The sequence below is a fragment of the Caulobacter sp. GW821-FHT09H08 genome, assembly GCF_059415885.1.
Genome location: NZ_JBWKOC010000007.1, coordinates 230,419 through 254,699 on the forward strand (window position 1 = coordinate 230,419; position 24,281 = coordinate 254,699).

Consider the following 24,281-nt stretch of genomic DNA (forward strand, 5'->3'; position numbering starts at 1 on the left):
GCAGCGGGCCCAGGTGGCGGAATTGGTAGACGCGCTGGCTTCAGGTGCCAGTGACCGAAAGGTCGTGGAGGTTCGAGTCCTCTCCTGGGCACCACCCCTTATCTAGCTTCTTCGAGAAGCGGGGGTGGCGCCAAACTAGATATCCCGTTCATCGTGAGTATAAGTGACGCGCGCTCTTAATCGGGCGTGTGGTTCGTCGCGCTCGCGCGAGCGCCGTCAGACATGTTCGCCGGAGATTTCTGAGACTTGGCCAATTTCGTTCACGAGGGCGACCTGCCCGACGGCGTGTTCGCCGGCGCCAACATCATCGCGATCGATTCGGAGACCATGGGCCTGCGCCTGGGTCGCGACCCGCTGTGCGTGGTTCAACTGTCGTCGGGCGACGGCCACGCCCACGTCGTCCGGCTGAATCGTCCGGCCTATGACTGTCCGAACCTGAAGGCGCTGCTGACCGATCCGGCCATCCTGAAGCTTTTTCACTTCGGCCGCTTTGATATCGCCATGTTCGAACTCCATCTGGGAGTCGTGACCGCGCCCGTCTACTGCACCAAGATCGCTTCGAAGCTGGCCCGGACCTATACGGACCGCCACGGCCTCAAGGACGTGACGCGCGAACTGCTGAGCGTGGAGCTGTCCAAGGCCCAGCAGTCGTCGGACTGGGGGGCGCCTGCGTTGAGCGCCGAGCAGGTGGCCTACGCCGCCTCGGACGTGCTGCACCTGCATGCCCTGCGCGAGAAACTGAACATCATGCTGGAACGTGAAGGCCGCATGGCCCACGCCCAGGCCGCTTTCGACTATCTTCCCCACCGCGCTTCGCTTGACCTGGCCGGCTGGGAGGAGATGGACATCTTCGCCCACGCATAAGAGCGCCATGCACCCCACCGCGGTCATGACTGGACGAACGATCAGCGCCGATCTCGCGCGCTGGCGCGGCCGCTCGCGCCGCGTGTTGCTGGCGCGCATCCTTCTTCCGGCCGCGATCGTGGGGTTGCTGGTGCTGGTGGCTACGCAGGTCGGTTGGCGCACCTACATGGCCGCCACTCACCCGCCGGCCGAGGCCAAGACCGAGATCCGCCTGATCACGCCGCGCTTCTATGGCCAGTCGACCGATGGGCGCAGCTTCATGATCACCGCGCGCTCGGCGATCCGCGACGACAACGATCCGCGCCGCATCATCCTGGACGACCCGGCCCTGACCCTGGACCTGGGCTCGCCGACGCCGACGCGGATGACCGCCAAGCACGGCGTCTATCGTCAGGACGACTTCACGCTGAACCTGAAGAAGGACGTGCGGCTGGACGACGGCGCGGGCTATCGCTTCGCGTCGGAGGAGTCGCTGGTCGACACCAAGACCGGAAACGTTTCGGGCGAAAGCACGATGATGGGCGAAGGTCCAAGCGGACAGGTGCAATCCCAGGCCTACTCCGTATATGACAAGGGCGATCGCATCGTCTTCCGCGGTGGGGTTCGCGCGCGGTTCGAACGGCAGTAAAGAAGAAATGGCGTGGGTTCGCCTCCTGGGCGAGCCGCGACGGATGAGGACATGGTTCTGATGAAGCGATGGACGGCTGCTGCGGCGACCGCTTTGATCCTGTCTGGCCTGGGGGCCAGCGGCCCGGCCTACGCTCGGCAAACCGACTCGAGCGCGCCTGTCGACGTGTCCGCGGACAACCAGGAAACGATCAACAGCAAGTGCATCATCATCTTCACGGGCAACGTGGAGATCTTGCAGAACCGCTCGCGCATGCGCGCGCAGAAGGTGACGATCTACAACGCCAAGCGGCCGACCGCCGATAACGCCAATGCCTGCGGCAACGCCCAGCGCATGGAGGCCGAAGGCACGGTTTACATGGTCAGCGACGCCCAGCAGGCGCGTGGCGACCGCGCGGTCTACACCTTCGACAACAGCATCGCCGTGATCACCGGCGACGTGGTGCTGGTGAAGGGCAAGGACGTGGCGCGCGGCGACAAGCTGACGGTCAACACCAAGACCAACGACGCCAAGCTGGAATCCAACAGCCCCGGCCGCAATGCCCAGCGTCGCGTCCGCGCCGTGTTCTACCAGGAAGACAAGAAGACCGACGCGCCGGCCGAACAGCCCGCTCCGCGCCAGTAGGATCTGCATGACCCTCACTTCCAACGACATGGACGGCCTGTTCGTCGATTCCGTCGGCAAGTCGTTCGGCGACCGCCCGGTCGTGAAGAACGTCTCCCTGCGCCTCAAGCGCGGCGAGGTCGCCGGCCTGCTGGGCCCGAACGGCGCTGGCAAGACGACGTGCTTCTACATGGTCACCGGCCTGATCGCCGCCGACTACGGCGCGATCTACCTGGACGGCGAGAACATCACCTCCCAGCCGATGTTCCAGCGCGCCCGCCTCGGCGTCGGCTACCTGCCGCAGGAAGCCTCGATCTTCCGGGGCATGACGGTCGAGCAGAACGTCATGGCCGTGGTGGAGATGCGCCAGAAGGACCCGCGCAAGGCGCGCGAGCAGGTCACCAGCATCCTGGAAGAGCTGCGCATCACCCATATCCGCAAGTCGCCGGCCGTCGCCCTGTCGGGCGGTGAGCGTCGCCGCGTGGAAATCGCCCGCGCCTTGGCGTCCGAGCCGTCCTTCATGCTGCTGGACGAGCCCTTCGCCGGCATCGACCCGCTGGCCATCGCCGACATCCGTGAGGTGGTCGGCTACCTGAAGGGTCGCGGCATCGGCATCCTGATCACCGACCACAATGTCCGCGAAACCCTGGACATCATCGACCGCGCTTCGATCATCCACGCGGGCGAGGTGCTGTTCGAAGGCTCGCCACGCGAGATCGTCGACAATCCGGAAGTTAAGCGCGTCTATCTGGGCGACAGCTTCAGCGAGCCCCGTCTCGGGGACTGAGTCCGCGCAGGGGCTAGGCAAAAGGCGCCTGCGACAACGCGGGCGGCTCGCACAAGCCTTTGTCCAACAAGCGATTTTCCGCTTGGCACGATCTTTTCCAGGACGGAACGTCGCACCGGCCTGATATTTGCAGGTGTTGGCGAGCCGTTAACCAAACAGGCCCTTCAATGGCGGTCGAAGTTTTTCGATTTGTCAGGAGGGCGCATTGGCGCTCAGCCACCGCCTCGAGATCCGTCAGGGTCAGGGCCTCGTCATCACCCCGCAGCTGCAGCAGGCCATCAAGCTGCTGCAACTGTCGAACATCGAGCTCGACGCCTTCGTTGAGCAGGAGCTGGAACGCAATCCGCTCCTGCAACGCGACGAGGGCGAGCACGAGCCGTCGGGTGAAGTCGAAGCCGTTCGCGACGCCAGCCTGACCCAGGTCGACTCCGTCGCCGACACCACGGCCGGCCGCGAGATGGACACGCCCTCCGAGGACGTCTCCCCCGGCGAGCGCGCCACGGGCGATGGCGCGGAAGCCGAGCATGCCGGCGGCCAGATCGACTGGTCGCGCGCCGGCGGCGGCGGCTCCTTCGAAGGCGACGACAACTACGAACGCGCCCTGACCGACACCCCGACCCTGGCCGCGCACCTGCGCGCGCAGCTGGTCCAGGCGGCCCTCTCCCCCGCCCGCAACGCCATCGCCGAGATCCTGATCGACGCCGTCGACGAGGGCGGCTACCTGCGCCTGGACGTCATCGAGCTGGCCGCCCGCCTCGGCTGCAAGCTGGAGATGGTCGAGGAAACCCTGGCGACCTTGCAGGGCTTCGAGCCCGTCGGCGTCTTCGCCCGCGACGTCCGCGAGTGCCTGGCGCTGCAGCTGAAGGACCTGAACCGCTACGACCCGTGCATGGCGGCGATGCTCGACAATCTCGAGCTCCTGGCCAAGCGCGACATGGCCGGCCTGCGCCGCGTGTGCGGCGTCGACGACGAAGACCTGCGCGACATGATCGCCGAGATCCGCTCGCTGAACCCGCGTCCCGGCGCGGCCTATCATAGCGAGCCGGCCGAGACCCTGGTGCCCGACGTCGTGGTCCGCGAGGGCCTGGGCGGCATGTGGCACGTCGAGCTGAACACCGACACCCTGCCGCGCGTGCTGGTCGACCAGCGCTACCACGCCCGCGTCGCCAAGGGCGCGCGGACGGACCAGGAAAAGACCTTCGTCTCCGACTGCATGGCCACGGCCAACTGGCTGGTGAAGAGTCTGGACCAGCGCGCCAAGACCATCCTGAAGGTCTCCAGCGAGATCGTCCGCCAGCAGGACGGCTTCCTGGCCTATGGCGTCGAGCACCTGCGTCCGCTGAACCTGAAGACCGTCGCCGACGCCATCGGCATGCACGAGAGCACGGTCAGCCGGGTCACCTCGAACAAGTACATCGCCACCCCGCGCGGCGTGTTCGAGCTGAAATTCTTCTTCACCTCGGCCATTCAGTCGTCGGAAGGCGGCGAAGCCCACTCGGCCGCCAGCGTCCGTCACAAGATCAAGGGCCTGGTGGACGCCGAGAAAACCGAGACCGATGTGCACTCGGACGACGCCATCGTGGAGATTCTCAAGGCCGCCGGGGTCGACATCGCTCGCCGGACCGTGGCCAAGTACCGCGAGGCCATGCGTATCCCCTCCTCCGTCGAGCGTCGCCGCGCGATGAAGGAAACCGCCTAGCCGCGTAGTTGTTTTTGCCCCTCGCACGTTCCTGAGCGGGCCGTGACGAGGATTTGATGAGCGAAAAGAGTCTGGCGGACGTGATCGAGGGCTTCGGCGAGGACGCCAGCCCCACCCTGACCGTCGGCGAGATGCTGGCCGCCTTCGACAGCCGGGCTTTCGGGGCCATGCTGCTGGTTTTCGGTCTTCTGAACACCCTGCCGCTGCCGCCGGGCTCGTCGACCATCCTGTCCCTGCCGATCCTGTTCCTGGCGCCGCAGATCGCCATGGGCGCGGATACGCCGTGGCTGCCGCGCGGGCTGATGAACCGTCCCCTGCGGCGCGACGACCTGCGGGGCCTTTTCCGCCGCCTGGGACCCATCGTGCGCAGCATGGAGCTGGTCACCCGTCCCCGGTTGCGACCGATGTTCGCACCCCTGGGCGAGCGGGCCATCGGGGTGGTCTGCACCCTGCTGGCCCTGGTGCTGGTCCTGCCCATTCCGTTGGGCAACCTGGCGCCCGGCGCGACCGTCGCCGTCCTGGCCCTGGCGCTGCTGCAGCGAGACGGAATACTGGCGCTTCTGGGCTACCTGATGGCCCTTGGCAGCGGGGCTCTGCTGTTCGTCAGCGCCCATGTCGTGATCATGGCCGTGCGCAAGTTGATCGGGGTGTTTTCGGGGCTTCTTTAAGACCCTTGAGGACCACTCCTTAAGGACCGACGGCGCCGCTTGACACCGTTCACGGACAGGCGCGTTGTATCGATATGCAAGTCCAAGTCTCCGGCAAGCATGTCGACGTTGGTGAGGCTCTGCGAGCGCGAGTCTCCGACGAAATCGCCCTGAGCATTGGGAAATACTTCGACCGAGGCGGCGCCGCCGAGGTCGTGGTCAGCAAGGATGGCTACGCCTTCCGTGTTGATTGCTCAGTAAAGCTGGCTTCGGGTCAGCAGCTTATCAGCCATGGTTCTGGAGGTGACGCGCACGCCGCGTTCGACTCCGCCCTGGCCAAGATCGACACCCGTATTCGACGGTACAAGAGGCGGCTCAAGAGCCACTCTGAAGCGGCCACGGCCAAGAAGGTCGAGAACGCCGCGATGTTCGTCCTTCGCGCCCCCGAGGTGGACGAAGGCGAAGAGCATGACTGGGATGTGGAAGCCGACCACCCGACGGGCGCGCCCGCGGCGATGGTCATCGCGGAGACCCAGGCCGCTGTGAAGACAATGACCGTTTCCATGGCTGTCATGGAACTGGACTTGACCGCGTACCCGGCAATCGTGTTTAGGAACGCCGCCCACGGGGGATTGTCCGTGGTGTACCGGCGTCCAGACGGGAATATCGGCTGGATCGACCCCGAACGCACAAAGTCGCTGAACGGGCACGGGTCTACCGCGAGCTAATCTGGCCAGTCATGGTTGGAGGCGTCGTCGGTGGATCTCCAGCGACGGCGCCAAGGCGGTCGACAACGAGCGAGCGTTAGAAGTCCATGACCATTGGCGATCTTCTGGACCCCGGAGCGGTGGCGCTGCGCGTCGGCGCGCCCGCTAAACGCCAGGCCCTTTCCATGGTCGCCGACGTCGCCGCCCGCGTGCTGGGCGTCGACGGCGACGCCGTTCTCGAAGGCCTCGTCGAACGTGAGGCCGCCGGTTCGACCGGCGTGGGCGAAGGCGTCGCCATTCCACATGCCCGTCTCGACGGCCTGGACCGCGTCCGCGCGGTCGTGGTGCGCCTGGATACGCCGGTGGCCTTCGACGCCCTCGACGACAAGCCTGTCGATCTTCTGGTGGCGCTGTTCGCCCCGCGCGAGGCCAACGCCCAGCACCTGCGGGCCCTGGCCCGGGTGGCGCGGATGATGCGCCAGCCCGAGATGCGCAAGGCCCTGCGCCAGGCCCGCTCGGCCGACGCCATCCACGTCCTGCTGACGCACGAAGCCACCAGCTCGGCGGCCTAGTCAGGCCGCGATCATCCTCAGGACGTCTGGAGGGCCCGTGAGGGCCCTCTTTCGTTTCGGGCTAGTGGACCGACACCGGGGCCAGTTCGTGGGCCAGGGCGGCGGCGATCGCGGTGTCGCGGTCGATCATGACGGCCAGGCGCGCCCCGTCGGCGCGACACACCGCATAGAGGGTCTGGTCGGGGGCCAGGTTGAAGTCCTCCACGCCCTCGGGGACGTCGGCGAGGATCTCGGCGGCCTTGATCGGCCGGACATAGACGAGGTCGGGCGCGCCAAGGGCCGCGAACGCTTCGCTCGTGAAGAGCGGGCTGTTGTGGTGGGTGTTGGGCGTCATGATGACCACCTCCTAGATGAGGGAACGCGCCGTTCTCCGGCCGGTTCAGACCGCGCCGGACATGGCGAGTTTCGCGCGGCTTTCAGCCCGCGCTGCGAATGGGAATTCTTTTGATCAGGCGCTCGGGTTCCGGGCGGGCCAGGTCGATGTGCAGGAGCCCGTGCTCCAGGGTCGCCGCGGTCACTTCCATGCCCTCGGCGAGGACGAAGGTGCGGACGAAGCCTCGCGCGGCGATGCCCCGGTGCAGGAACGCCCGCTCGGCGTCGCTGCGGCCGTCGGCGTTCTCGCGCTTGCCGGCCACCACGAGTTGGCCGCCTTCGACGGTCACCTGCAGCTGCTCGGGCGAGAAACCGGCCACGGCCAGGGTGATCCGAACGCCGCCGTCGTCCGACTGCTCGACATTGTAGGGTGGATAGCTCTCCGAAGCGGCCTTGGCGGCGCGCTCGATCAAGTCTCGTGTGTGTTCGAAGCCCAACAGGAAGGGGCTGTCGAACAGGATCGTCCGATTCATCGCGAAGTCCTCGCTCAAGCGACTTCGTTCGCGGAGACAGACCCGAGGATCGGCATCGATCCCCACGACACGGAACCAGAGATGGCGACCGTGATCGGAGCGTTCAAGAGGAAGGGAAAGGCGGGGTCCAGAAATGGACAAGGCCCGGACGTTTCCGTCCGGGCCTTGATGGTGGAGCTAAGCGGAGTCGAACCGCTGACCTCTTGAATGCCATTCAAGCGCTCTACCAGCTGAGCTATAGCCCCAAATTTTTCTTCGAGAACCTTGCGGTAACTCTCGGAAATCATTGGTCTCTTCGGCGTTTCCGACTTGCGTCGCCCTCCGAAGAGGCGCGGAAACTAGTCCGGGATTTTTCGGGGATCAACCCCCTTCGCGAACTTTTTTCGAGAAAAGTGTCGCACCCCGGAAAACCCCTGTGGATAGCGGGTTTCAGAAGCCTGAAACCCGCTATCCAGCAAGGGATCACCCTCGACGATTAGTCGTCGTCGCCCTCGCCGGGCAGACCTTCGATCTCGTCGTCGAGATTGTCGTCGTCGTCCTCGTCCTCCAGGAACGGAACGTCGTCGGCTTCGTCCTCGGCGAGGTCTTCGTCCTCGGCGAAGTCGACACCCAGGTCGTCACCGCTCGCGGGCGTGGCGCCGGGTTCAGCGTCCTCGTCGTCGGTCTCGACGACATCCGCCTCGGCGGCTTCGTCGATTTCCGGCGTTTCGTCGGCTTCGTCCTCGTAGCCATCCGGCTCCTTGGGAGCCGGGACTTCCTTTTCGTCCTCGGCGTCATAGTCCGGCGTGATCGAACGCGCGCGGACACGACGGGACTTCAGCGCCTCTTCCGGGTCGAACTGCTCACCACACTTGGGGCAGACGGCCGGACGGCGGTTGAGGTCGTAGAACTTCGACTGGCAGTTGGGGCAGATTTGTTTTGCGCCCAGGTCGGGATTGGCCAATTGGCGACCCTTTGATCCGGATGGGAAAAGCGGCCGGTCACTTGCCATGGCGTGAGCCCGCTGTCAAAAGCAAACCCCTTCGCGAAAACCACCAAGTACCAAGGAGCCGGTTTCGGCATGTCGTCGGCTGGATTGAAGAGCGCACCCGCAGGCGCTCTGCGAGGGATCGTGCGGGCCCCGGGCGATAAGTCCATTTCCCACCGATCGATGATCCTGGGCGCGCTGGCGAACGGGACCACCACGGTCGAGGGTCTTCTCGAGGGCGACGATGTCCTCGCCACCGCGCGGGCCATGCAGGCCTTCGGCGCGCGGGTCGAGCAGGAAGGCGTCGGGCGCTGGCGGATCGAGGGCAAGGGCGGCTTCGAGGAGCCGTCTGACGTCATCGACTGCGGCAACGCCGGCACCGGCGTGCGCCTGATCATGGGCGCGGCGGCGGGTTTCGCCATGTGCGCCACCTTCACCGGCGACAGCTCGTTGCGCGGCCGCCCGATGAGCCGGGTGCTGGATCCGCTGGCCCGCATGGGCGCGACCTGGCTGGGCCGCGACAAGGGTCGCCTGCCCCTGACCCTGAAGGGCGGCGCCCTGCGCGGCCTGAACTACACCCTGCCGATGGCCTCGGCCCAGGTGAAGTCGGCCGTGCTGCTGGCCGGCCTGCATGCCGAGGGCGGCGTCGAGGTCATCGAGCCGGAAGCCACCCGCGACCACACCGAGCGCATGCTGCGCGCCTTCGGGGCCGAGGTGATCGTCGAGGACAAGGTCAGCGGCGACCACACGGTCCGTCACATCCGCCTGCCCGAGGGCCAGAAGCTGACCGGCACGCATGTCGCCGTGCCGGGCGATCCGTCGTCGGCGGCCTTCCCGCTGGTGGCCGGCCTGATCGTCCCGGGCTCGGAAGTGACGGTCGAGGGCGTGATGCTCAACGAACTGCGCACCGGCCTCTTCACGACGCTGCAGGAAATGGGCGCGGATCTTGTCATCTCGAACGTCCGCGTCGCCAGCGGCGAGGACGTTGGCGACATCACCGCCAAATATTCCAAGCTCAAGGGCGTGGTCGTCCCGCCCGAGCGCGCGCCGTCGATGATCGACGAATATCCGATCCTGGCCATCGCCGCCGCCTTCGCCGAGGGCGAGACGGTGATGCGCGGCGTCGGCGAGATGCGCGTCAAGGAAAGCGACCGCATCAGCCTGACCGCCAATGGCCTCAAGGCCTGCGGCGTCCAGGTGGTCGAGGAGCCGGAAGGCTTCATCGTCACCGGGACCGGCCAACCGCCGAAGGGCGGCGCGACCGTGGTCACCCACGGCGATCACCGTATCGCCATGAGCCACCTGATCCTGGGCATGGCCGCGCAAGAGGCCGTCTCGGTCGACGAGCCGGGCATGATCGCCACCAGCTTCCCGGGCTTCGCCGACCTGATGCGCGGCCTGGGCGCGACGCTGACCGAGGCCTGAGATCATGGGGTTCGTGATCGCCGTCGACGGGCCGGCCGCCTCGGGCAAGGGCACGATCGCCAATCGCCTCGCGGCGGCCTACGGCCTGCCGATGCTGGACACCGGCCTGCTGTATCGCGCCGTCGGCGTGCGGATCCTTGGCGCCGGCGGCGATCTCGACGACCCCGCCTTCGCCGAGGCCCAGGCTCGCGGCCTGACCCTGGCCGAACTGGAAAAGCCGGAGGTGCGAACCCGCGCCGCTGGCGAGGCCGCTAGCCGCTGCGCCGTGCATCCCGGCGTGCGCAAGGCGCTGTTCGACCTGCAGCGCGCCTTCGCCACGCAGGAGGGCGGCGCGGTGATCGACGGCCGCGACATCGGCACGGTCATCGCCCCCGAGGCGCCGGCCAAGCTCTATGTCACCGCCAGTCCCGAGGTTCGCGCCGACCGCCGCTGGAAGCAGCTGGTCGGCCAGGGCGAAAGCGTCACCTTCGAGGAAATCCTGGCCGATATCCGCAAGCGCGACGAACGCGACGGCGGCCGCAAGGACGCGCCGATGACGCAGGCCGTGGACGCCGTCTTGCTCGATACGTCGGAAATGACTATAGAGCAGGCCTTCGATGCGGCCCGCCGTATCGTCGAGGACGCGCGCGCCCGTTAAAGCTCAGCTTTGACAAGGCAAATCCACCGCCGACCTCGCCGCGATAAGAGAGAAATCGCGGGATCCGCAGACACCCATTTCATCCGGAATCCCGAGAACCGCTTTCTCCAGCGGCGCTCGCTGCAGGGCTTCCCCCAACCTAGAGACTAAAGATCAGCATGGCTGACGATATGAGCTTCAACCCGACGCGCGACGATTTCGAAGCGCTCCTCAATGACTCGATGGGCGGCCGCGACTTCGCGGAAGGCACCGTCGTCAAGGGCAAGGTCGTCGGGATCGAAAAGGACTTCGCCATCATCGACGTCGGTCTGAAGACCGAAGGTCGTATTCAGCTGAAGGAATTCGGCGTCGACGAAGCCGGCAAGGCCACCATCAAGGTCGGCGACTCGGTCGAAGTCTTCCTGGAACGCCTGGAAAACGCCCTCGGCGAAGCGGTCATCAGCCGCGAAAAGGCCAAGCGCGAAGAAGCCTGGACCCGTCTGGAAGGCGTCTACGCCAAGAACGAACCCGTCATGGGCGCCATCGTCGGCCGCGTGAAGGGTGGCTTCACCGTCGACCTGGGCGGCGCTTCGGCCTTCCTGCCGGGCTCGCAAGTCGACATCCGTCCGGTCCGCGACGTCGGTCCGCTGATGGGCAAGGAACAGCCCTTCGCCATCCTCAAGATGGACCGTCCGCGCGGCAACATCGTCGTCTCGCGTCGCGCCATCCTGGAAGAAGCCCGCGCCGAGCAGCGCACCGAACTGGTGTCGCAGCTGCAAGAGGGTGAAATCCGCGAAGGCGTCGTCAAGAACATCACCGACTACGGTGCGTTCGTTGACCTGGGCGGTATCGACGGCCTGCTGCACGTCACCGACATGAGCTGGAAGCGCGTCAACCACCCGAGCCAAGTGCTCGCCGTGGGCGACACCGTGAAGGTCCAGATCGTCAAGATCAACCCGGACACCCAGCGCATCAGCCTCGGCATGAAGCAGCTGCAGTCGGATCCGTGGGATGGCGTTGAAGCCAAGTACCCGGTCGGCGCCAAGTTCACGGGCCGCATCACCAACATCACCGACTACGGCGCCTTCGTGGAGCTGGAAGCCGGCGTTGAAGGCCTGGTGCACGTCTCGGAAATGTCCTGGACCAAGAAGAACGTCCACCCCGGCAAGATCGTCTCGACCTCGCAGGAAGTCGACGTGGTCGTGCTGGACGTCGATCCGTCCAAGCGCCGCGTCTCGCTGGGCCTGAAGCAGGCCCTGGCCAACCCGTGGGAAGCCTTCCTGGAAGCTCACCCGGTCGGCTCGACCGTCGAAGGCGAAGTCAAGAACGCGACCGAATTCGGTCTGTTCGTCGGCCTCGACAACGACATCGACGGCATGGTGCACCTGTCGGACATCGACTGGAGCGTCCCGGGCGAAGAAGCCATGGCGCGCTACAAGAAGGGCGACGTGGTCAAGGCGAAGGTTCTCGACGTCGACGTCGAGAAGGAACGCATCTCGCTGGGCATCAAGCAGCTGGCTGGCGACCCGATGTCGGGCGACACCTTCCGCAAGAACCAGACCGTGACCGTGACCGTGACGGAAGTCACCACGGGCGGCATCGAAGTGCGCTTCGGTGAAGACGACGCTCCGATGTCGGCCTTCATCCGCAAGTCGGACCTGTCGCGTGACCGTCAGGAACAGCGCCCCGAGCGCTTCGCCGTGGGTGACCGCGTCGACGCTCAGATCACCAACATCGACAAGGCGGCTCGCCGCGTGTCGCTGTCGATCAAGTCGCTGGAAATGGCCGAAGAGAAGGAAGCCATCGAGCAGTTCGGCTCGTCGGACTCCGGCGCTTCGCTGGGCGACATCCTCGGCGCCGCTCTCCGCGAGCGCGCCTCGAAGGAATAGTCTTCTTCTCCTCGTGAGTTGAAGTCAGCGGCGGCGGGAGCGATCCCGCCGCCGTTTTCTTTTGGGCCGCCTGTTTTCTGGGAGTCGCCTGTGAACGCTCCCATCGCCGTTCCCTTTTGCAAAGAAGCCTGCCACAACCCCTAGGGTTGAGTTTCGGGAGGTTTCGGGTGCGGGCTCTGAAGTTGGCGCTGGTCGCCACGGTTCCGGTCCTTGTTCTGGCCAGCGCGGCCTGGGCGGACGACAAGCCCCGCTACGCGCCGCCGGAGAAGTGGGTCCAGGTGGCCGAGATTCCGGCCCCGCCCGTCGACGACCAAGCCCCCTCGACCCAGGTGTTGCTCGACGACAACCAGTCGCGTCACGACGCCGCCGGCTCGACCTACTACAACCGCCGGATCGTCAAGGTGCTGAAGTCCGAGGGCCTGCAAGGCGGCTCGCGGTCGGTGACCTGGGACCCGGCCCGGGACGACATGACCTTGCACACCCTGGCCATCATCCGCGACGGCCAGCGCATCGATCTCCTGAAGAAGGGCGAGGACGTCCTGGTCCTGCGCCGCGAGAAGAACCTCGAACGCGCCATGCTGGACGGCCGGATGACCGCCTCCATCCAGATCAAGGACCTGCAGGTCGGCGACGTCGTCGACTGGGCCTACAGCCAAAGCCATCACGATCCGCTGGTCGGCGGCCGCACCGTCGATTTCGAACGCATGGGCTGGTCCGGCGTCGCCGGCCGCTATCGTGTCCGCCTGCTGTGGGACGACAGGGCGGCCATGACCTGGAAGCGCGACACGGCCTTCCCGGAGCCGAAGGTGACCAAGGCCGGCGGGCTCAACGAGCTGCTGGTCGACGTCAAGGACGTCAAGACGCCCAAGCCCCCCGCCGGCGCCCCCGCGCGCTTCCAGCGCCTGGGCATGATCGAGGCCACGACCTACACGGGCTGGGAGGACGTCTCCAAGCGGATGTCGCCCCTCTACACGAAGGCCGCCGAGCTTTCGGCGGACTCGCCGCTGCGGGCCGAGATCGCGACCATCGCGGCGGCCTCGACCGATCCCAAGGACCGGGCCTTCAAGGCCCTGCAGCTGGTCGAGGACAAGACCCGCTACCTATTCCTGGGCATGGGCGACGGCGGCTACAAGCCGGCCAATGTCGACGAGACCTGGTCGCGCAAGTTCGGCGACTGCAAGGGCAAGACCGTCCTGCTGCTGGCCATCCTGCGCGAGCTGGGCGTCGAGGCCGAGCCAGTGCTGGTCACGACGGTCGGCGGCGACGGCCTGAACGAGCGCGTGCCCTCGGCGGCCCTGTTCAACCACGTGATTGTCCGCGCTCGCATCGACGGCAAGAGCTACTGGCTGGACGGCACCCGCTCGGGCGACGTGGGCGAGATCGACGGCCTGAAGCCGCCGGGCTTCCGTTGGGCCCTGCCCCTACGCCCGGCCGGCGCGAAGATCGAGGAGATCGTCCAGACGCCGCTGGCCAAGCCCGACAACGAGGGGCTGATCCGCCTCGACGCCTCGGCCGGTCTCGACAAGCCCGCCGCCCTGACCATGACCATCGTCTTCCGGGGCGATGCGGGCCTGGCCATGGGCCGGGCGATCCGGACGACGCCGCGCGCCGACATGGAGCGGGGGCTCAAGCAGCAGTTCTCGGCCAGCAACAGCTGGATGACGATCGACAAGATCGACTTCGACGTCTCGCCCGACGGCGTCGGCAAGGTGGTGATGACCGGCACGGCCGACATGGACTGGCGGATGAACGACGACGCCGGCGTGCGCGAATTCCGTTTCCCGGGCTCCGGGTCGGGCAAGACCTCGACCTTCCCGCGCCGCGAGCCGGGCCCGAACGCCGACGCGCCCTACCTCACGCTGTTCCCGATCTTCGTGGTCTCGGGGCTGGAGGTGGTGCTGCCGAACAAGGGGCAGGGCTTCACCGTGAAAGGTCCCAGCTGGTCGGGTCCGCTGGCCAATCGCGAGATCGTCCAGGTCGCCGAACTGAAGGACGGCGTGGCCCGGTTCACCGAGTCCAGCCGCAGCCTGTCGCGCGAATTGCCGTTCGACCAGGCCGAGGAGGCCAACAAGCAGCTTCGCCGTCTGGCGAGCGAGCCCCAGATCATCCGCGCGCCGAAGGGTTCGTGAGCTTGATCATTAACCGAACCGCGTTCGAGAAATGCACGCAACCCCTTGAAGACTCAGCCATCGTTGGGCAAAGGTCCGCTCGCGCCTTTTCCTCCCAAGGGCGTTCCGGGGATATCGATGATCAAGTCTGAACTCATCGCCAGGCTCGCGAATGAAAATCCGCACCTGACGCAGAAAGACGTCGAACGCGTTGTCGGCGTGATCCTTGAGCGCATGATCGGAGCCTTGGAGGATGGCGGCCGCGTCGAGCTGCGGGGCTTCGGCGCCCTGTCGGTCCGCTCGCGTCCGGCCCGCACTGGCCGCAACCCGCGCACCGGCGAAGCGGTGGACGTCCGCGCCAAGCACGTCCCGTTCTTCAAGAGCGGCAAGGAACTGCGCGCCCGCCTGAACGCGGACGGCGACGAGTAGTCCGCGACGGGCTCATCAGAGCCTGTCTGGCCAGGCCGTCTCAATTCCTAACATTTGCAGCGCCCCGAACTGGGCGCTCCGGGCTTGACCCCGGGACACGAACGCCTCCAGCCTTGCGCCCTTATTGAGGTGGCGAGGGAAAGAGCCATGAGCGTCGTCAAGGAATTCCGCGAGTTCATCGCCCGCGGCAACGTCATCGACCTGGCCGTCGGCGTGATCATCGGCGCGGCGTTCAACGGCATCGTCAAGAGCCTGGTCGACCAGGTGATCATGCCGCCGATCGGCTTGGCCACCGGCGGGCTCGACTTCTCGAAGCTGGAATGGGTGTTGCGGGCCGAGAACCCGGCGACCGAGGCCATCGAGAAGGTCTCGATCCAGTACGGCGCCTTCATCAACACCCTGATCCAGTTCTTTATCGTCGCGGCGGTGGTCTTCCTGCTGGTGAAGGGCGTCAACGCCATCCGCCGCGCCGACGCCGCCGAGCCGGCCCCCGAGGCCCCGCCCGCCCCGACGACGGAAGAAAAGCTGCTGACCGAGATCCGCGACCTGCTGGCCAAGAAGGGCTGAGTTCGGCCGCCTGCACTCAGGTCGCTCCCCCGCACCGTCATTCCCGCCACAAGGGCGGGAATGACGCGAGGTGGGGGAGTCGGAAGACCGACAATCGACCAACTATAGGCCGGCCGCTGGACCCCAGCGGCCGGCTTTTTCGCACCTACTTGCTGAGGCCGGGCGCATCCAGGTCCAGCTTGGCGGCCGGGATCACCGTGGCGTTCGGCGCGGCCTTGGCCAGATCCTCGCCCATGGCCTTGGCGTCGCCGGCGACGATGACGCTCATCTGGGCCGGGTCGAGCTTGGCCTTGGCGAAGGCCTGGACCTCGGCCGGGGTCACGGCCTCGACCTTGGCGGCGTAGGTCTGGATCTCGGTCAGCGGCACGCCGTAGACGGCCAGATTGCCCAGGATGTTGGCCAGGCCTTCCGAGGTGCCCAGGTCACGGCCGAAATTGCCGACCAGCACCGACTTGCGGGCCGTCAGCTCGCTCGCGCCGGCCGGTTCGGCCGCCAGGCGGTTCAGCTCGGCGCGGGTCAGGTCGATGACCTGGCCGGCCGACGGGTTCTTGGTCTGCACCCGGGCCGAGAAGCCGCCGAAGCGACCCTGTGGCGTCAGGCTGGAACCGGCGCCGTACGAGAGGCCGCGCTTGATGCGGATCTCCTGGTTCAGGCGCGAGCTGAAGCCGACGCCCAGCACCGTGTTGGCGACGATGCCCTGGTAGTAGTTCGGATCGGCGCGGGTGATGGCCGGCTTGGCCAGCACCACGGCCGCCTGGCCGGTGCCGGGCAGGTCGATGACCACGTTGCGTGGCTTGTAGCCCGTCGGCGCGGCGGGAGCGGCCGGCGGCGGGGTCGCGGGCTTCTTCCAGGATCCGAACGCCTTCTCGGCCAGGGCGAAGCCGGCCTCGGGGGTCAGGTTGCCGGTCAGGACCAGCACGGCGTTGTCCGGACGCCAGTAGGCCGCGTGGGTCTTGGCCAGGTCGGTGCGCTTGATCTTGGGCAGCGAGCCGGGCGTGCCGCCGGCGACGTGGCCATAGGCCGAGCCGGCATAGAGCACCGGCGCGGTGGCGTAGGCGGCCAGGGTGCCGGGGCGCTGGTACGAGACCGACAGGCTGTCCAGGGTCTCGGTGCGGACGCGGTCCAGCTCCTCGGTCGAGAAGGCCGGATGCTCGGCGACGTCGGCCATGATGGCCATGGCCGGGGCGGCGTTGTTGGCCGTGACGCTGAGGGTCAGCGAGGCGGCTTCCCAGCCCGAACCGGCCTCGAGATCGGCGCCCAGGGCCTCGGTCTCGCGGGCGACCTGGGTGGCCGAGCGGCTGGTGGTGCCTTCGGTCAGCAGTTCGGACGTCAGGCTCGATGTCCCGGCCAGGCCGGCCGGATCGGAGCTGGCCCCGCCCTTCACGGTCAGGTCGGCGGTGATCAGCGGCAGGTCGCTGGACTTGGCGACGATGACGCGCAGGCCGTTGGCCAGGGTCTTCTCGGCCGGGGTCGGCATGACGGCCGGCACCGGGGCGGCGACGGCGGGCATCTTCTCGCGCTCGGCTTCCGGCGCCAGCGTGGTGACCGGGCCGTCGTACTTGACCGAGGCGACCTTGGGGATCGGCGGCGTGGCGTCCTTCTCACCGGCCGGGCGGTCCTTTTCCGGCAGGTAGCGGATCACCGTGCGACGGTCGTCGGCCAGGTACTTGCGCGCCACGCGCTGGATGTCGGCGGCGGTCACCGCCTGCAGCTGGGCCAGGCTGGTATTGGCGCTGGCGGCGTCGCCCTCGGTCTGCAGGGCGTAGCCGATGGCGAAGCCGCGACCGTCGATCTCCTCGCGCTTGCGCACGGCGTCGGCCAGCAGGCCGGTCTTGGCCTCGGCCAGCTCGGCCGGGGTGACCAGGCCGTCGCGGAAGCGGGCGACCTGGGCGCGCAGGGCCGCCTCGCCTTGAGCGACCGTCTTGCCGCCAGCCATGATGGCGCCGACGTAGAACAGGCCCGGCTGGGCGTTGTTCGGGCCGTCCGAGAACACCGACTGGGCGATCTTCTGCTCGTAGACCAGGCTGTCATAGAGGCGCGAGGACTTGCCGGCCGTCAGGATGGCGTCCAGCACGCTCAGGGCGGCCGTGTCCTTGTCGGCGGCCGCCGGGGCCAGCCAGGTGATGGCCAGGGCCGGCAGCGGCACGTTCGGACCGTAGGTGTTGACGCTCTTGGGACCCGTGCGGGCCGGCTCGACGACCGTGACCTTCGGGATGTCGCCGGCCGGCTTGGCGATCGGCGTGAAGTACTTGTCGATCATCGCGTCCAGCTGGGCCTGGTCGAAATTGCCGACGACGATCAGGGCCGCGTTGTCCGGGCGATAGTAGGTCTGGTGGAAGGCGCGGACGTCATCGACCGTGGCCGCGTCCAGCTCCTCGATCGAGCCGATGCCCGGGCGCTGGTAGGGGTGGGCCGTGAACGACTGCTGCGGGATCGAAAGCGCGAAGAAGCGACCATAGGGGTCGGCCAGCACGCGCTGGCGCAGCTCTTCCTTCACGACGTCGCGCTCGGAGGCGAAGACGGCGTCGTCGATGACCAGCGACTTCAGGCGATCGCTCTCGGCCCAGATCAGGCGCTCCAGGTGATTGGCCGGGGCGACCTCATAGTAGTTGGTGAAGTCGTCCCAGGTGGAGGCGTTGTTGAAGCCGCCGACGTCCTCGGTCAGGCGGTCCAGCGTCTCGCTGGGCATGTTGCGCGTGGCCTTGAACATCAGGTGTTCGAAGAGGTGGGCGAAGCCCGAGCGGCCGTTGGGATCGTCCTTGGAGCCGACGCCGTACCAGACCTGCACCGAGACGTTCGGCGTGGTCGCATCCCGCGAGGTGAAGACCTTCAGGCCGTTGGGCAGGACGCGCTGCTGGTAGACGATCGGCGGGACCTTGATGGCTGAAGCGGCGGGCGCGGCGGCGGCCGGTTTCGGCTTGGCCTTGGCCTGGGTCGCGGCGTGGGCAAGCGGGGAAAGCGCCGTGGTGGAAAGGGCCGCGGCCACGAGGGCCAGCTTGGCGGTGCGGATCATGCGCGAAGGTCTCCTGAACAGTCCGGCGCGACCCTAGCACCGACGATTTCTGGATAAACCTTACCGAGCTGTCATGTGGGCGGAACCAAGCTGCGCCGTCAGGGTTAGTGAAGGTCGTCCCGACACCAGCCACGACGGCGGGTCGATGGCCGGTGGGGAAAAGTTTGTCCGACAGCTCGCTTCGCGACCGCCTGCGCGCGGCCACTTCCCAGGACCATGCGACGCTGGACGCTACGGTCGTCGGCTGGCGGATCGAGACGCCGCTCGGCTACGGCGCGTTCCTGTCGGCCTCGGTCGCCGCCCTGGCCCCGCTGGAGCTGGCCCTGGAACGGGCGGGCGTGGCGGAATGGCTGCCGGACTGGCCCAAGCGCGTCCGCCGCACGGCCCTGGCCCGCGACCTGGCGCAACTTGGCCTGGAAGCGCCGCCGTTCCGGGCGTCCCATGTCCCGTCCGCCGACTTCGCGGCCGGCCTGCTCTACACATTAGAAGGCTCCCGCCTCGGCGCCCGTTTCCTGGCTCGCCAGGTCCGGGCCGGCGGCGCGGGATTGCCCGTGGCCTATCTGACCCAGGGCGAGGGCGACGATCTCTGGCGTTCGTTCCTGGTCTGGCTCGACGCCCTACCCAAAGTCGGGTTTCGGACAGACGAGGCCGAGGCGGGTGCGCGATATGGCTTCCGATGCTTCTCGGACGCCTTCGAGAGCGTAGCCCCGACCGGAGCCCCGCATGTCCGAGCTGGCGCCCATGTCCGGGTTTGAAGTCGACCTGACCAATTGCGACCGCGAGCCGATCCACATTCTCGGCTCGGTTCAGCCGTTCGGCTTCCTGCTGGCCGTCAATTCCGACTGGGTGGTGGTCCACGCCTCGACCTCGACCCTGCGCTATCTGGGCGCCAGCCCCGAGGACCTGCTGGGCAAGTCGCTGACCCAGGTGCTGAGCGGCCACGCCATCCACAATATCCGAGGCCGCCTGCAGATCATGCGCGGCGCCGACGCGGTCGAGCGGATGTTCGGCCAGCCGCTGGTCGAGGGCGGCGAGGCCTTCGATCTGGCTTTGCACTATTCCGGCCGCCTGCTGATCGTCGAGGGCGAGCCCAGCCAGGCCGACGCCCTGATCGAGGCGGCCTCGGCCGTGCGCTCGATGACCACCCGCGTCGCCGCCCGCCCGACCTTCGAGGAGTTCTGCCACGAGGCCGCCCGCCAGGTCCGCGCCCTGACCGAGTTCGACCGCGTGATGGTCTACCGCTTCGCCCATGACGGCGCGGGCGAGGTGATCGCCGAGTCGGTGCGGCCCGGCATCGGCTCGTTCCTGGGCCAGCGCTATCCAGCCTCCGACATCCCCGTGCAGGCGCGCGCGCTCTACGAACGCAGCTGGCTTCGGATCATCGCCGACGTCGACGCCGAGGTCTCGCCGATCGTTCCGCAGATCAGCCTCTCGGGCGATCCCGTCGATCTCTCGATGAGCATGCTGCGGGCCGTTTCGCCGATCCATATCGAGTACCTGCGCAACATGGGCGTGGCCGCCTCGCTGTCGATCTCGATCCTGCGCGACGGCAAGCTGTGGGGCCTGTTCGCCTGCCACCACTACGCGCCCAAGCACATCAGCTACGAGCGCCGCACGGCCGCCGAGCTGTTCGGCCAGCTGTTTTCGCTGACCCTGGAAAGCCGCGAGCGCGAGATCGAGACCCGCCGCATGGCCGAGGCGCGCAACCTGCACGACCGGCTGATGAACGCGGTGGTCAAGACCAACCAGGGCGCCGACAGCCTCAGCCCCTATCTCGACGACCTGAGCCGCCTGGTGGGCTGTGACGGCCTGGCGATGTGGCTGGAAGGTCGGCTGACCCTGCGGGACTCTACGCCCGACGCCAGCGACGTTCACACCCTGGTCCGGGTGCTGCGCGACAAGGACACCCACGCCGTCTTCTCCACCAACGAGATCGCCACCCTGTTGCCCTCGGCCGCCGCCTGGTCGGAAAAGGCGGCCGGCATGCTGGCCATCCCGCTGTCGCGGGCCCCGCGCGACTACCTGATCTTCTTCCGCAAGGAGGAGGCCAAGACGGTGGTCTGGGCGGGCAAGCCGGCCAAGCTGGTCCAGGTCGGGCCACTCGGCGACCGCCTGACTCCCCGCAAGAGCTTCGAGGCTTGGGAAGAGACCGTGCGCGGCCAGAGCCGGCCGTGGACCAGCGTCGAGCGATCCCTGGCCGAGAGCATGCGCGCCAGCCTGCTGGAGATCGTCTTCCGCCTGACCGACCTGGCCGACGAGGAGCGCCTGCGCGCCAACCAGCGGCAGGAACTGCTGATCGCAGAGCTGAACCACCGGGTGCGCAACATCCTCGGCCTGATCCGGGGTCTGATCAGCCAGAGCCGCTCGGGCGTTTCCAGCGTCGAGGAATTCGCCGAGGTGGTCGGCGGCCGTGTCCAGGCCCTGGCCCGCGCCCATGACCAGATCACCCGTCACCAGTGGGGTCCGGGCGCGCTCAGCGACCTGATCACCGCCGAGGCCGAGGCCTATCTGTCGGGCCCCCATTTCTCGGGAAGGGCCGAGCGTGTTCAGCTGAACGGCGCCCCGACCGCGCTGGCGCCGGACGCCTTCTCGATCCTGTCGTTGGTCATCCACGAGCTGATGACCAACTCGGCCAAGTACGGGGCGCTCTGCGACCAGCGCGGCCAGGTGACGATCGTCTGGGCGCAGGACGCCAAGGGCGACCTGATCATCGACTGGCGCGAGAAGGACGGCCCGCCGGTCAAGCCGCCGACCCGCCGGGGCTTCGGCTCGACCATCATCGAGCACTCGATCCCCCACGATCTCCACGGCGAGGTGGCGCTGGACTATCGGCCGGAAGGCTTCCAGGCCCGCATCTGCATCCCCGGCCGCTATGTGACGACCGAAGGCGTGACCGCCACCGTGACCCAGCCCAAGCGCTCGGACACGCCGGTGCGCGCGCCCGAGCGGATGCTGGTGCTGGAAGACAACATGATCATCGCACTGGACCTTGAGGACATGCTGATGCGCCTGGGCGTCAAGCACGTCACCGTCGCCGCCAGCGTCGCCCAGGCTCTGGAAGCTCTGGCGGAGGAGACGCCACCGTTCGCGATCCTGGACGTCAATCTGGGCGCGGAGACCAGCTTCCCCGTCGCCGAGGCCCTGCAGGACGCCGGCGTGCCGTTCGCCTTCGGCACTGGCTTCGGCGACAGCGCCGCCTTTCCCGACCGGTTCCGCGACTGCTCGGTGCTGCAGAAACCCTACAGCGCCGAGAGCGTCGCGACGCTGTTCTAGCCGTCCTTCGCCAGGTGGCCGGTATAGCCGAAGATCACGCCGATCCACGGATGAGCCACCAGCACCCGGAAGCGGTAGACGCCGTCGCGGGCGAAGGTCCGCGCGCGCGTGCGCGGCGCCCAGGCGGCGGGCAGGGGAATAGGTCCCAGTCGCCAGCGCTCGAACATCCAGGAGAACCCGCCCGGATAGTCGGCGGCATGGAAGCGGAAGGTGAAGGGGCCGGCCGTTTCCTCGAAGGCGTAGGCGTCCTCGCGGACCGAGGCGATGCGCGAGCGGAAGCGACGAGCGCCGAACTGGCGGGTCCAGGTCTCGCCGGTCGGGTCGGGCGCGATCTGGACGGCGGTCTCGTGGCGTCCGGGTTCGGGCAGGCCCTGCAGCGTGCGGACGAGACGAGCCAGGCCGCCGGCGCCGCGACCGCGCGCCCAGCCGGTCAGGGTTCGGGGCGAGCCGTCGTGCGCCTGGCGGACGACCTCGGGCATGGCGTCGAGACGCGGACCGAGCGCGCGGGGGAAGACGCCAGGAGCGCGGGGCGAGGCCATGTCGATGCGGGTCCGGATCGGGAAGGGAGCAAGCGGGGTCAGCAGATCCTCGAGGCTCAGCAGGCCGACGCAGGGCGTGGCGCGGGGCGGACCGTCCAGGCCGCCGTCGAGCAGGGCGCGCAGGATCGCGGCGGCCGGCGCGGCGGGCGTGTTCGGACCGGCTCCGGCCCGCGCCCACAGGCCCCAGCGCGCCCGGACGGACTCGCGGTTCGCATCCTTGCCGCCAGCCTCGACGACCATGCCGCCCTGGTCCGTTCCGAACTGGGCGAGGCGGTCGGCCAGCCAGCCCAAAGGCTCGGCGAACGGCTTCAGGTCGCGGACCAGACCGATACGTCGCGCCCAGCCCAGCAGCGCCAGGCCGTGATGGGCGAGCGGCAGCTCCAGCCCGGCCTCGAACCGGCCGACATGACGCGGCTTGTAGCGGCGGGGCAGGACGTCGAGGTCGGGCGTCTCGGCCAGGGCGACCCAGCGGCGGCCGAGGCCAGGAAACAGCGCACGCCGTGAACCGCTCCAGCCGGGACGCAGCGTGCAGGCGCCGCCCTCGAACACTCGCACTGGCCGGCCGACCCAGGAGAAGATCGCCTCGATCACCGAAGGCCCGCGTGGCGCGTCGGCGCCGGGCGAGATGGCGGTGGTCACCGCATCGATCCGGCTCCAGCCCTGGGTCAGGCGATCCAGCGCCGCCGTGCTCAGCGCCGGCGTCGAGCTCGCGCCGGTGATGGCCCAGCGCCCGGAAGCGGCGACGGCTTCGGCCATGGCTTCGGGGAACTGCTCCGCGAACGCGCGGCCGTCGGCGAGGTCGACATAGTGCGCGCCGGTCGCCAGAGCGGCCTTGGCCAGGCGCAGGTCGCTGGTCTGGAACGGTCCGGCGGCGTCGACCACGGCGAAAGACGATAGCGCCGCTAGGCCCTCCGGGGCGTTGCGATCGAAGATGGCGATCTCGAGGGTCGCGGGACCCGACAGGCGGTCGCGCAAGGCTTCGAGCGGCTCGCGCCGACGGGCGGCCAGCACCAGCACGACATCCGGCCAGCGGGCGATCATCGCCGCCAGGCGCGCGCCGAAGACGCCGCTGGCGCCGACCAGGACGATGCGCCTCAAGACGACGGGACTCATTCGAGGATGAACCTCGCGCGCTGCTTGGGCGTCGGGACCATGCAGCGATCCTTCTTGCCCATCAGGCGATAGCGGTTGGTGGCGATCCAGTCATAGGCCGCGTCCATCGGCTTGCGCGGCAGGCAGTCAATGAAGGCCAGCCAGCGCCAAGGCGCGTCCAGCCGGCGCAGCAAGGCCCCGATCGCGGCGGTCTTGGACAGCGCTTGGTCCTGGTCGAGAAACAGGAAGCTCTCGGGCGTGTCGGGGTCCTGGCCATGACGGATCGCCAGCGCCCGGCCGTACGGCGACTGAATCGGCGTAAAGCGGATCACGCCCTTGCGGTCCAGGCGCAGCACCACCTGCACCGAGCCGTTGCAGAAATTGCAGACACCGTCGAACAGCCACAGGCCGTCTGGGCCAGATTCGTCGGGATTGGGGTCGCTCATCCGCCCTCGCACTCGCGGCGCAGGGCTTTCAGCGACTGCGGCACGTCGCGGCGCATCATGCCGCTGATCAGGCCGGCGGGCACGGCGAACGGCGCGGTGGCCCACATGTCATAGGTGACCCGCGTGCGCGTCCCGCCGTCCAGCGGCTCCAGTTTCCACGACCCGTCGCAGGCGCGGATGTCGCCGCCGATGCAGGTGAAGCGGATCAGCCGATCCGGCTCCAGGGTCACGCGCGAGGTCGAACGCATCGTCGGCAGGAAGAAGCTCCATTTGACGGTGTGCTCGCGGATTTCGGTCCCGTCCGGCGCACGCGAGACGACCCGGCAGCTCTTCACGCCCGGGCTCATCCGCGCGGCTCGGTCGCAGTCGAGGATGACGCGGAAGACCACCGAAGGTGGGGCGGCGATGTCGACGCTGGCCTGGACCGAGCCTCGCCCGCGGTCGTCGGCATGGGTTTCGACGGCGATGCCGTCGCCCTTCACATCCCACGCGGTCGCCGCCTGGACCGGCCCGGCGAGAGTAAGCACAGCAAGGAAAGCAACGAGCCGGCGCATCATGCTCAAGC

At 67.9% G+C, this 24,281-nt stretch carries 23 protein-coding genes and 2 tRNA genes; 17 read left to right on the forward strand and 8 right to left on the reverse strand.

Annotated features, from left to right (window positions below; all coding sequences use genetic code 11):
- Positions 1–7: 7 nt before the first annotated feature.
- The 9 genes from AC07NN_RS23515 (at position 8) to ptsN (ending at position 6,507) form a co-directional block, all read left to right on the forward strand.
- Positions 8–94 (forward strand) — tRNA-Leu (locus tag AC07NN_RS23515).
- A gap of 152 nt (positions 95–246) precedes the next feature.
- On the forward strand, positions 247–864 hold the full coding sequence (locus AC07NN_RS23520; protein WP_494646238.1) for a ribonuclease D: 618 nt from the start codon (positions 247–249) through the stop codon (positions 862–864).
- 7 nt (positions 865–871) lie between these two features.
- A complete protein-coding gene (gene lptC / locus AC07NN_RS23525; protein ID WP_494646239.1) occupies positions 872–1,492 on the forward strand; it encodes an LPS export ABC transporter periplasmic protein LptC in 621 nt (206 codons plus the stop codon).
- Between the two features lie 60 nt (positions 1,493–1,552).
- Complete coding sequence (locus AC07NN_RS23530; RefSeq protein ID WP_494646240.1) at positions 1,553–2,116, forward strand: LptA/OstA family protein; 564 nt, start codon at positions 1,553–1,555, stop codon at positions 2,114–2,116.
- 7 nt (positions 2,117–2,123) lie between these two features.
- Complete coding sequence (gene lptB / locus AC07NN_RS23535; protein ID WP_223392329.1) at positions 2,124–2,882, forward strand: LPS export ABC transporter ATP-binding protein; 759 nt, start codon at positions 2,124–2,126, stop codon at positions 2,880–2,882.
- A gap of 205 nt (positions 2,883–3,087) precedes the next feature.
- Positions 3,088–4,581: an RNA polymerase factor sigma-54 gene (gene rpoN, locus AC07NN_RS23540; RefSeq protein WP_494646241.1), complete on the forward strand. Its 1,494-nt coding sequence runs from the start codon at positions 3,088–3,090 to the stop codon at positions 4,579–4,581.
- A 53-nt stretch (positions 4,582–4,634) separates the two neighbouring features.
- Positions 4,635–5,249, forward strand: coding sequence for an exopolysaccharide biosynthesis protein (locus AC07NN_RS23545; protein WP_494646242.1), 615 nt, complete (start codon positions 4,635–4,637; stop codon positions 5,247–5,249).
- 74 nt (positions 5,250–5,323) lie between these two features.
- Positions 5,324–5,956, forward strand: a complete 633-nt coding sequence (gene hpf, locus AC07NN_RS23550) for a ribosome hibernation-promoting factor, HPF/YfiA family (RefSeq protein ID WP_494646243.1) — start codon at positions 5,324–5,326, stop codon at positions 5,954–5,956.
- Between the two features lie 86 nt (positions 5,957–6,042).
- Positions 6,043–6,507, forward strand: coding sequence for a PTS IIA-like nitrogen regulatory protein PtsN (gene ptsN / locus AC07NN_RS23555; RefSeq protein ID WP_494646244.1), 465 nt, complete (start codon positions 6,043–6,045; stop codon positions 6,505–6,507).
- A gap of 61 nt (positions 6,508–6,568) precedes the next feature.
- Here the strand turns inward: ptsN and AC07NN_RS23560 are convergent, their stop codons facing one another.
- The 4 genes from AC07NN_RS23560 to AC07NN_RS23575 all read right to left on the reverse strand — a co-directional run bounded on the left by AC07NN_RS23560 (position 6,569) and on the right by AC07NN_RS23575 (position 8,295).
- Positions 6,569–6,841, reverse strand: a complete 273-nt coding sequence (locus AC07NN_RS23560) for a DUF1150 family protein (protein WP_494646245.1) — start codon at positions 6,839–6,841, stop codon at positions 6,569–6,571.
- Positions 6,842–6,923: 82 nt separating this feature from the next.
- Positions 6,924–7,352, reverse strand: coding sequence for an Hsp20 family protein (locus tag AC07NN_RS23565; protein ID WP_494646246.1), 429 nt, complete (start codon positions 7,350–7,352; stop codon positions 6,924–6,926).
- A 169-nt stretch (positions 7,353–7,521) separates the two neighbouring features.
- Positions 7,522–7,597 (reverse strand) — tRNA-Ala (locus tag AC07NN_RS23570).
- Between the two features lie 230 nt (positions 7,598–7,827).
- A complete protein-coding gene (locus AC07NN_RS23575) occupies positions 7,828–8,295 on the reverse strand; it encodes a TIGR02300 family protein (RefSeq protein WP_494646247.1) in 468 nt (155 codons plus the stop codon).
- Between the two features lie 117 nt (positions 8,296–8,412).
- On the opposite strand from AC07NN_RS23575, the gene aroA reads away from it, so the two are divergent.
- The 6 genes from aroA (at position 8,413) to mscL (ending at position 15,353) form a co-directional block, all read left to right on the forward strand.
- A complete protein-coding gene (aroA, locus tag AC07NN_RS23580) occupies positions 8,413–9,744 on the forward strand; it encodes a 3-phosphoshikimate 1-carboxyvinyltransferase (RefSeq protein WP_494646248.1) in 1,332 nt (443 codons plus the stop codon).
- Positions 9,745–9,748: 4 nt separating this feature from the next.
- On the forward strand, positions 9,749–10,381 hold the full coding sequence (cmk, locus tag AC07NN_RS23585) for a (d)CMP kinase (protein ID WP_494646249.1): 633 nt from the start codon (positions 9,749–9,751) through the stop codon (positions 10,379–10,381).
- A 158-nt stretch (positions 10,382–10,539) separates the two neighbouring features.
- Positions 10,540–12,249: a 30S ribosomal protein S1 gene (gene rpsA / locus AC07NN_RS23590; protein WP_494646250.1), complete on the forward strand. Its 1,710-nt coding sequence runs from the start codon at positions 10,540–10,542 to the stop codon at positions 12,247–12,249.
- A gap of 167 nt (positions 12,250–12,416) precedes the next feature.
- On the forward strand, positions 12,417–14,378 hold the full coding sequence (locus tag AC07NN_RS23595; protein ID WP_494646251.1) for a DUF3857 domain-containing transglutaminase family protein: 1,962 nt from the start codon (positions 12,417–12,419) through the stop codon (positions 14,376–14,378).
- Between the two features lie 117 nt (positions 14,379–14,495).
- Positions 14,496–14,786 carry an integration host factor subunit beta gene (locus AC07NN_RS23600; protein ID WP_010921415.1) on the forward strand — a complete coding sequence of 97 codons (291 nt, stop codon included), beginning with the start codon at positions 14,496–14,498 and terminating at the stop codon, positions 14,784–14,786.
- A gap of 147 nt (positions 14,787–14,933) precedes the next feature.
- Positions 14,934–15,353, forward strand: a complete 420-nt coding sequence (gene mscL / locus AC07NN_RS23605) for a large-conductance mechanosensitive channel protein MscL (protein ID WP_494646252.1) — start codon at positions 14,934–14,936, stop codon at positions 15,351–15,353.
- A 145-nt stretch (positions 15,354–15,498) separates the two neighbouring features.
- Here mscL and AC07NN_RS23610 read toward each other — a convergent pair whose 3' ends face one another.
- A complete protein-coding gene (locus tag AC07NN_RS23610) occupies positions 15,499–18,366 on the reverse strand; it encodes a M16 family metallopeptidase (protein WP_494646253.1) in 2,868 nt (955 codons plus the stop codon).
- Positions 18,367–18,530: 164 nt separating this feature from the next.
- Here AC07NN_RS23610 and AC07NN_RS23615 point away from each other — a divergent pair, with 164 nt between their 5' ends.
- Both AC07NN_RS23615 and AC07NN_RS23620 read left to right on the forward strand, forming a co-directional pair.
- The gene (locus AC07NN_RS23615; RefSeq protein WP_494646254.1) at positions 18,531–19,121 is read left to right on the forward strand and encodes a biliverdin-producing heme oxygenase; all 591 of its coding nucleotides are present in this window, start codon (positions 18,531–18,533) and stop codon (positions 19,119–19,121) included.
- Positions 19,090–21,639 carry an HWE histidine kinase domain-containing protein gene (locus AC07NN_RS23620; protein ID WP_494646255.1) on the forward strand — a complete coding sequence of 850 codons (2,550 nt, stop codon included), beginning with the start codon at positions 19,090–19,092 and terminating at the stop codon, positions 21,637–21,639. Before AC07NN_RS23615 ends, AC07NN_RS23620 begins: the two co-directional genes overlap by 32 nt.
- Here AC07NN_RS23620 and AC07NN_RS23625 read toward each other — a convergent pair.
- From AC07NN_RS23625 to AC07NN_RS23635, 3 genes are read right to left on the reverse strand one after another with little or no spacing between them, the layout of a single operon-like run.
- On the reverse strand, positions 21,636–23,276 hold the full coding sequence (locus tag AC07NN_RS23625) for a DUF4166 domain-containing protein (RefSeq protein WP_494646256.1): 1,641 nt from the start codon (positions 23,274–23,276) through the stop codon (positions 21,636–21,638). The two genes, AC07NN_RS23620 and AC07NN_RS23625, sit on opposite strands and share 4 nt — an antisense overlap.
- Positions 23,277–23,287: 11 nt before the next feature.
- A complete protein-coding gene (locus AC07NN_RS23630) occupies positions 23,288–23,716 on the reverse strand; it encodes a thiol-disulfide oxidoreductase DCC family protein (protein ID WP_494646257.1) in 429 nt (142 codons plus the stop codon).
- Complete coding sequence (locus AC07NN_RS23635; protein WP_494646335.1) at positions 23,713–24,270, reverse strand: SRPBCC family protein; 558 nt, start codon at positions 24,268–24,270, stop codon at positions 23,713–23,715. The genes AC07NN_RS23630 and AC07NN_RS23635 overlap by 4 nt, the downstream gene beginning before the upstream one ends.
- Between the last annotated feature and the right edge of the window lie 11 nt (positions 24,271–24,281).

Excerpts from the sequence above, each read along its gene's own strand:
- ptsN (WP_494646244.1), top strand. The coding sequence starts at position 6,043 with ATGACCATTGGCGATCTTCTGGACCCCGGAGCGGTGGCGCTGCGCGTC.
- aroA (WP_494646248.1), top strand. The coding sequence starts at position 8,413 with ATGTCGTCGGCTGGATTGAAGAGCGCACCCGCAGGCGCTCTGCGAGGG.
- mscL (WP_494646252.1), top strand. The coding sequence starts at position 14,934 with ATGAGCGTCGTCAAGGAATTCCGCGAGTTCATCGCCCGCGGCAACGTC.
- lptB (WP_223392329.1), top strand. The coding sequence starts at position 2,124 with ATGACCCTCACTTCCAACGACATGGACGGCCTGTTCGTCGATTCCGTC.
- AC07NN_RS23630 (WP_494646257.1), bottom strand. The coding sequence starts at position 23,716 with ATGAGCGACCCCAATCCCGACGAATCTGGCCCAGACGGCCTGTGGCTG.
- AC07NN_RS23610 (WP_494646253.1), bottom strand. The coding sequence starts at position 18,366 with ATGATCCGCACCGCCAAGCTGGCCCTCGTGGCCGCGGCCCTTTCCACC.
- AC07NN_RS23565 (WP_494646246.1), bottom strand. The coding sequence starts at position 7,352 with ATGAATCGGACGATCCTGTTCGACAGCCCCTTCCTGTTGGGCTTCGAA.
- cmk (WP_494646249.1), top strand. The coding sequence starts at position 9,749 with ATGGGGTTCGTGATCGCCGTCGACGGGCCGGCCGCCTCGGGCAAGGGC.
- AC07NN_RS23530 (WP_494646240.1), top strand. The coding sequence starts at position 1,553 with ATGAAGCGATGGACGGCTGCTGCGGCGACCGCTTTGATCCTGTCTGGC.
- AC07NN_RS23635 (WP_494646335.1), bottom strand. The coding sequence starts at position 24,270 with ATGCGCCGGCTCGTTGCTTTCCTTGCTGTGCTTACTCTCGCCGGGCCG.
- AC07NN_RS23620 (WP_494646255.1), top strand. The coding sequence starts at position 19,090 with ATGTCCGAGCTGGCGCCCATGTCCGGGTTTGAAGTCGACCTGACCAAT.
- AC07NN_RS23560 (WP_494646245.1), bottom strand. The coding sequence starts at position 6,841 with ATGACGCCCAACACCCACCACAACAGCCCGCTCTTCACGAGCGAAGCG.
- rpsA (WP_494646250.1), top strand. The coding sequence starts at position 10,540 with ATGGCTGACGATATGAGCTTCAACCCGACGCGCGACGATTTCGAAGCG.
- hpf (WP_494646243.1), top strand. The coding sequence starts at position 5,324 with ATGCAAGTCCAAGTCTCCGGCAAGCATGTCGACGTTGGTGAGGCTCTG.
- lptC (WP_494646239.1), top strand. The coding sequence starts at position 872 with ATGCACCCCACCGCGGTCATGACTGGACGAACGATCAGCGCCGATCTC.
- AC07NN_RS23600 (WP_010921415.1), top strand. The coding sequence starts at position 14,496 with ATGATCAAGTCTGAACTCATCGCCAGGCTCGCGAATGAAAATCCGCAC.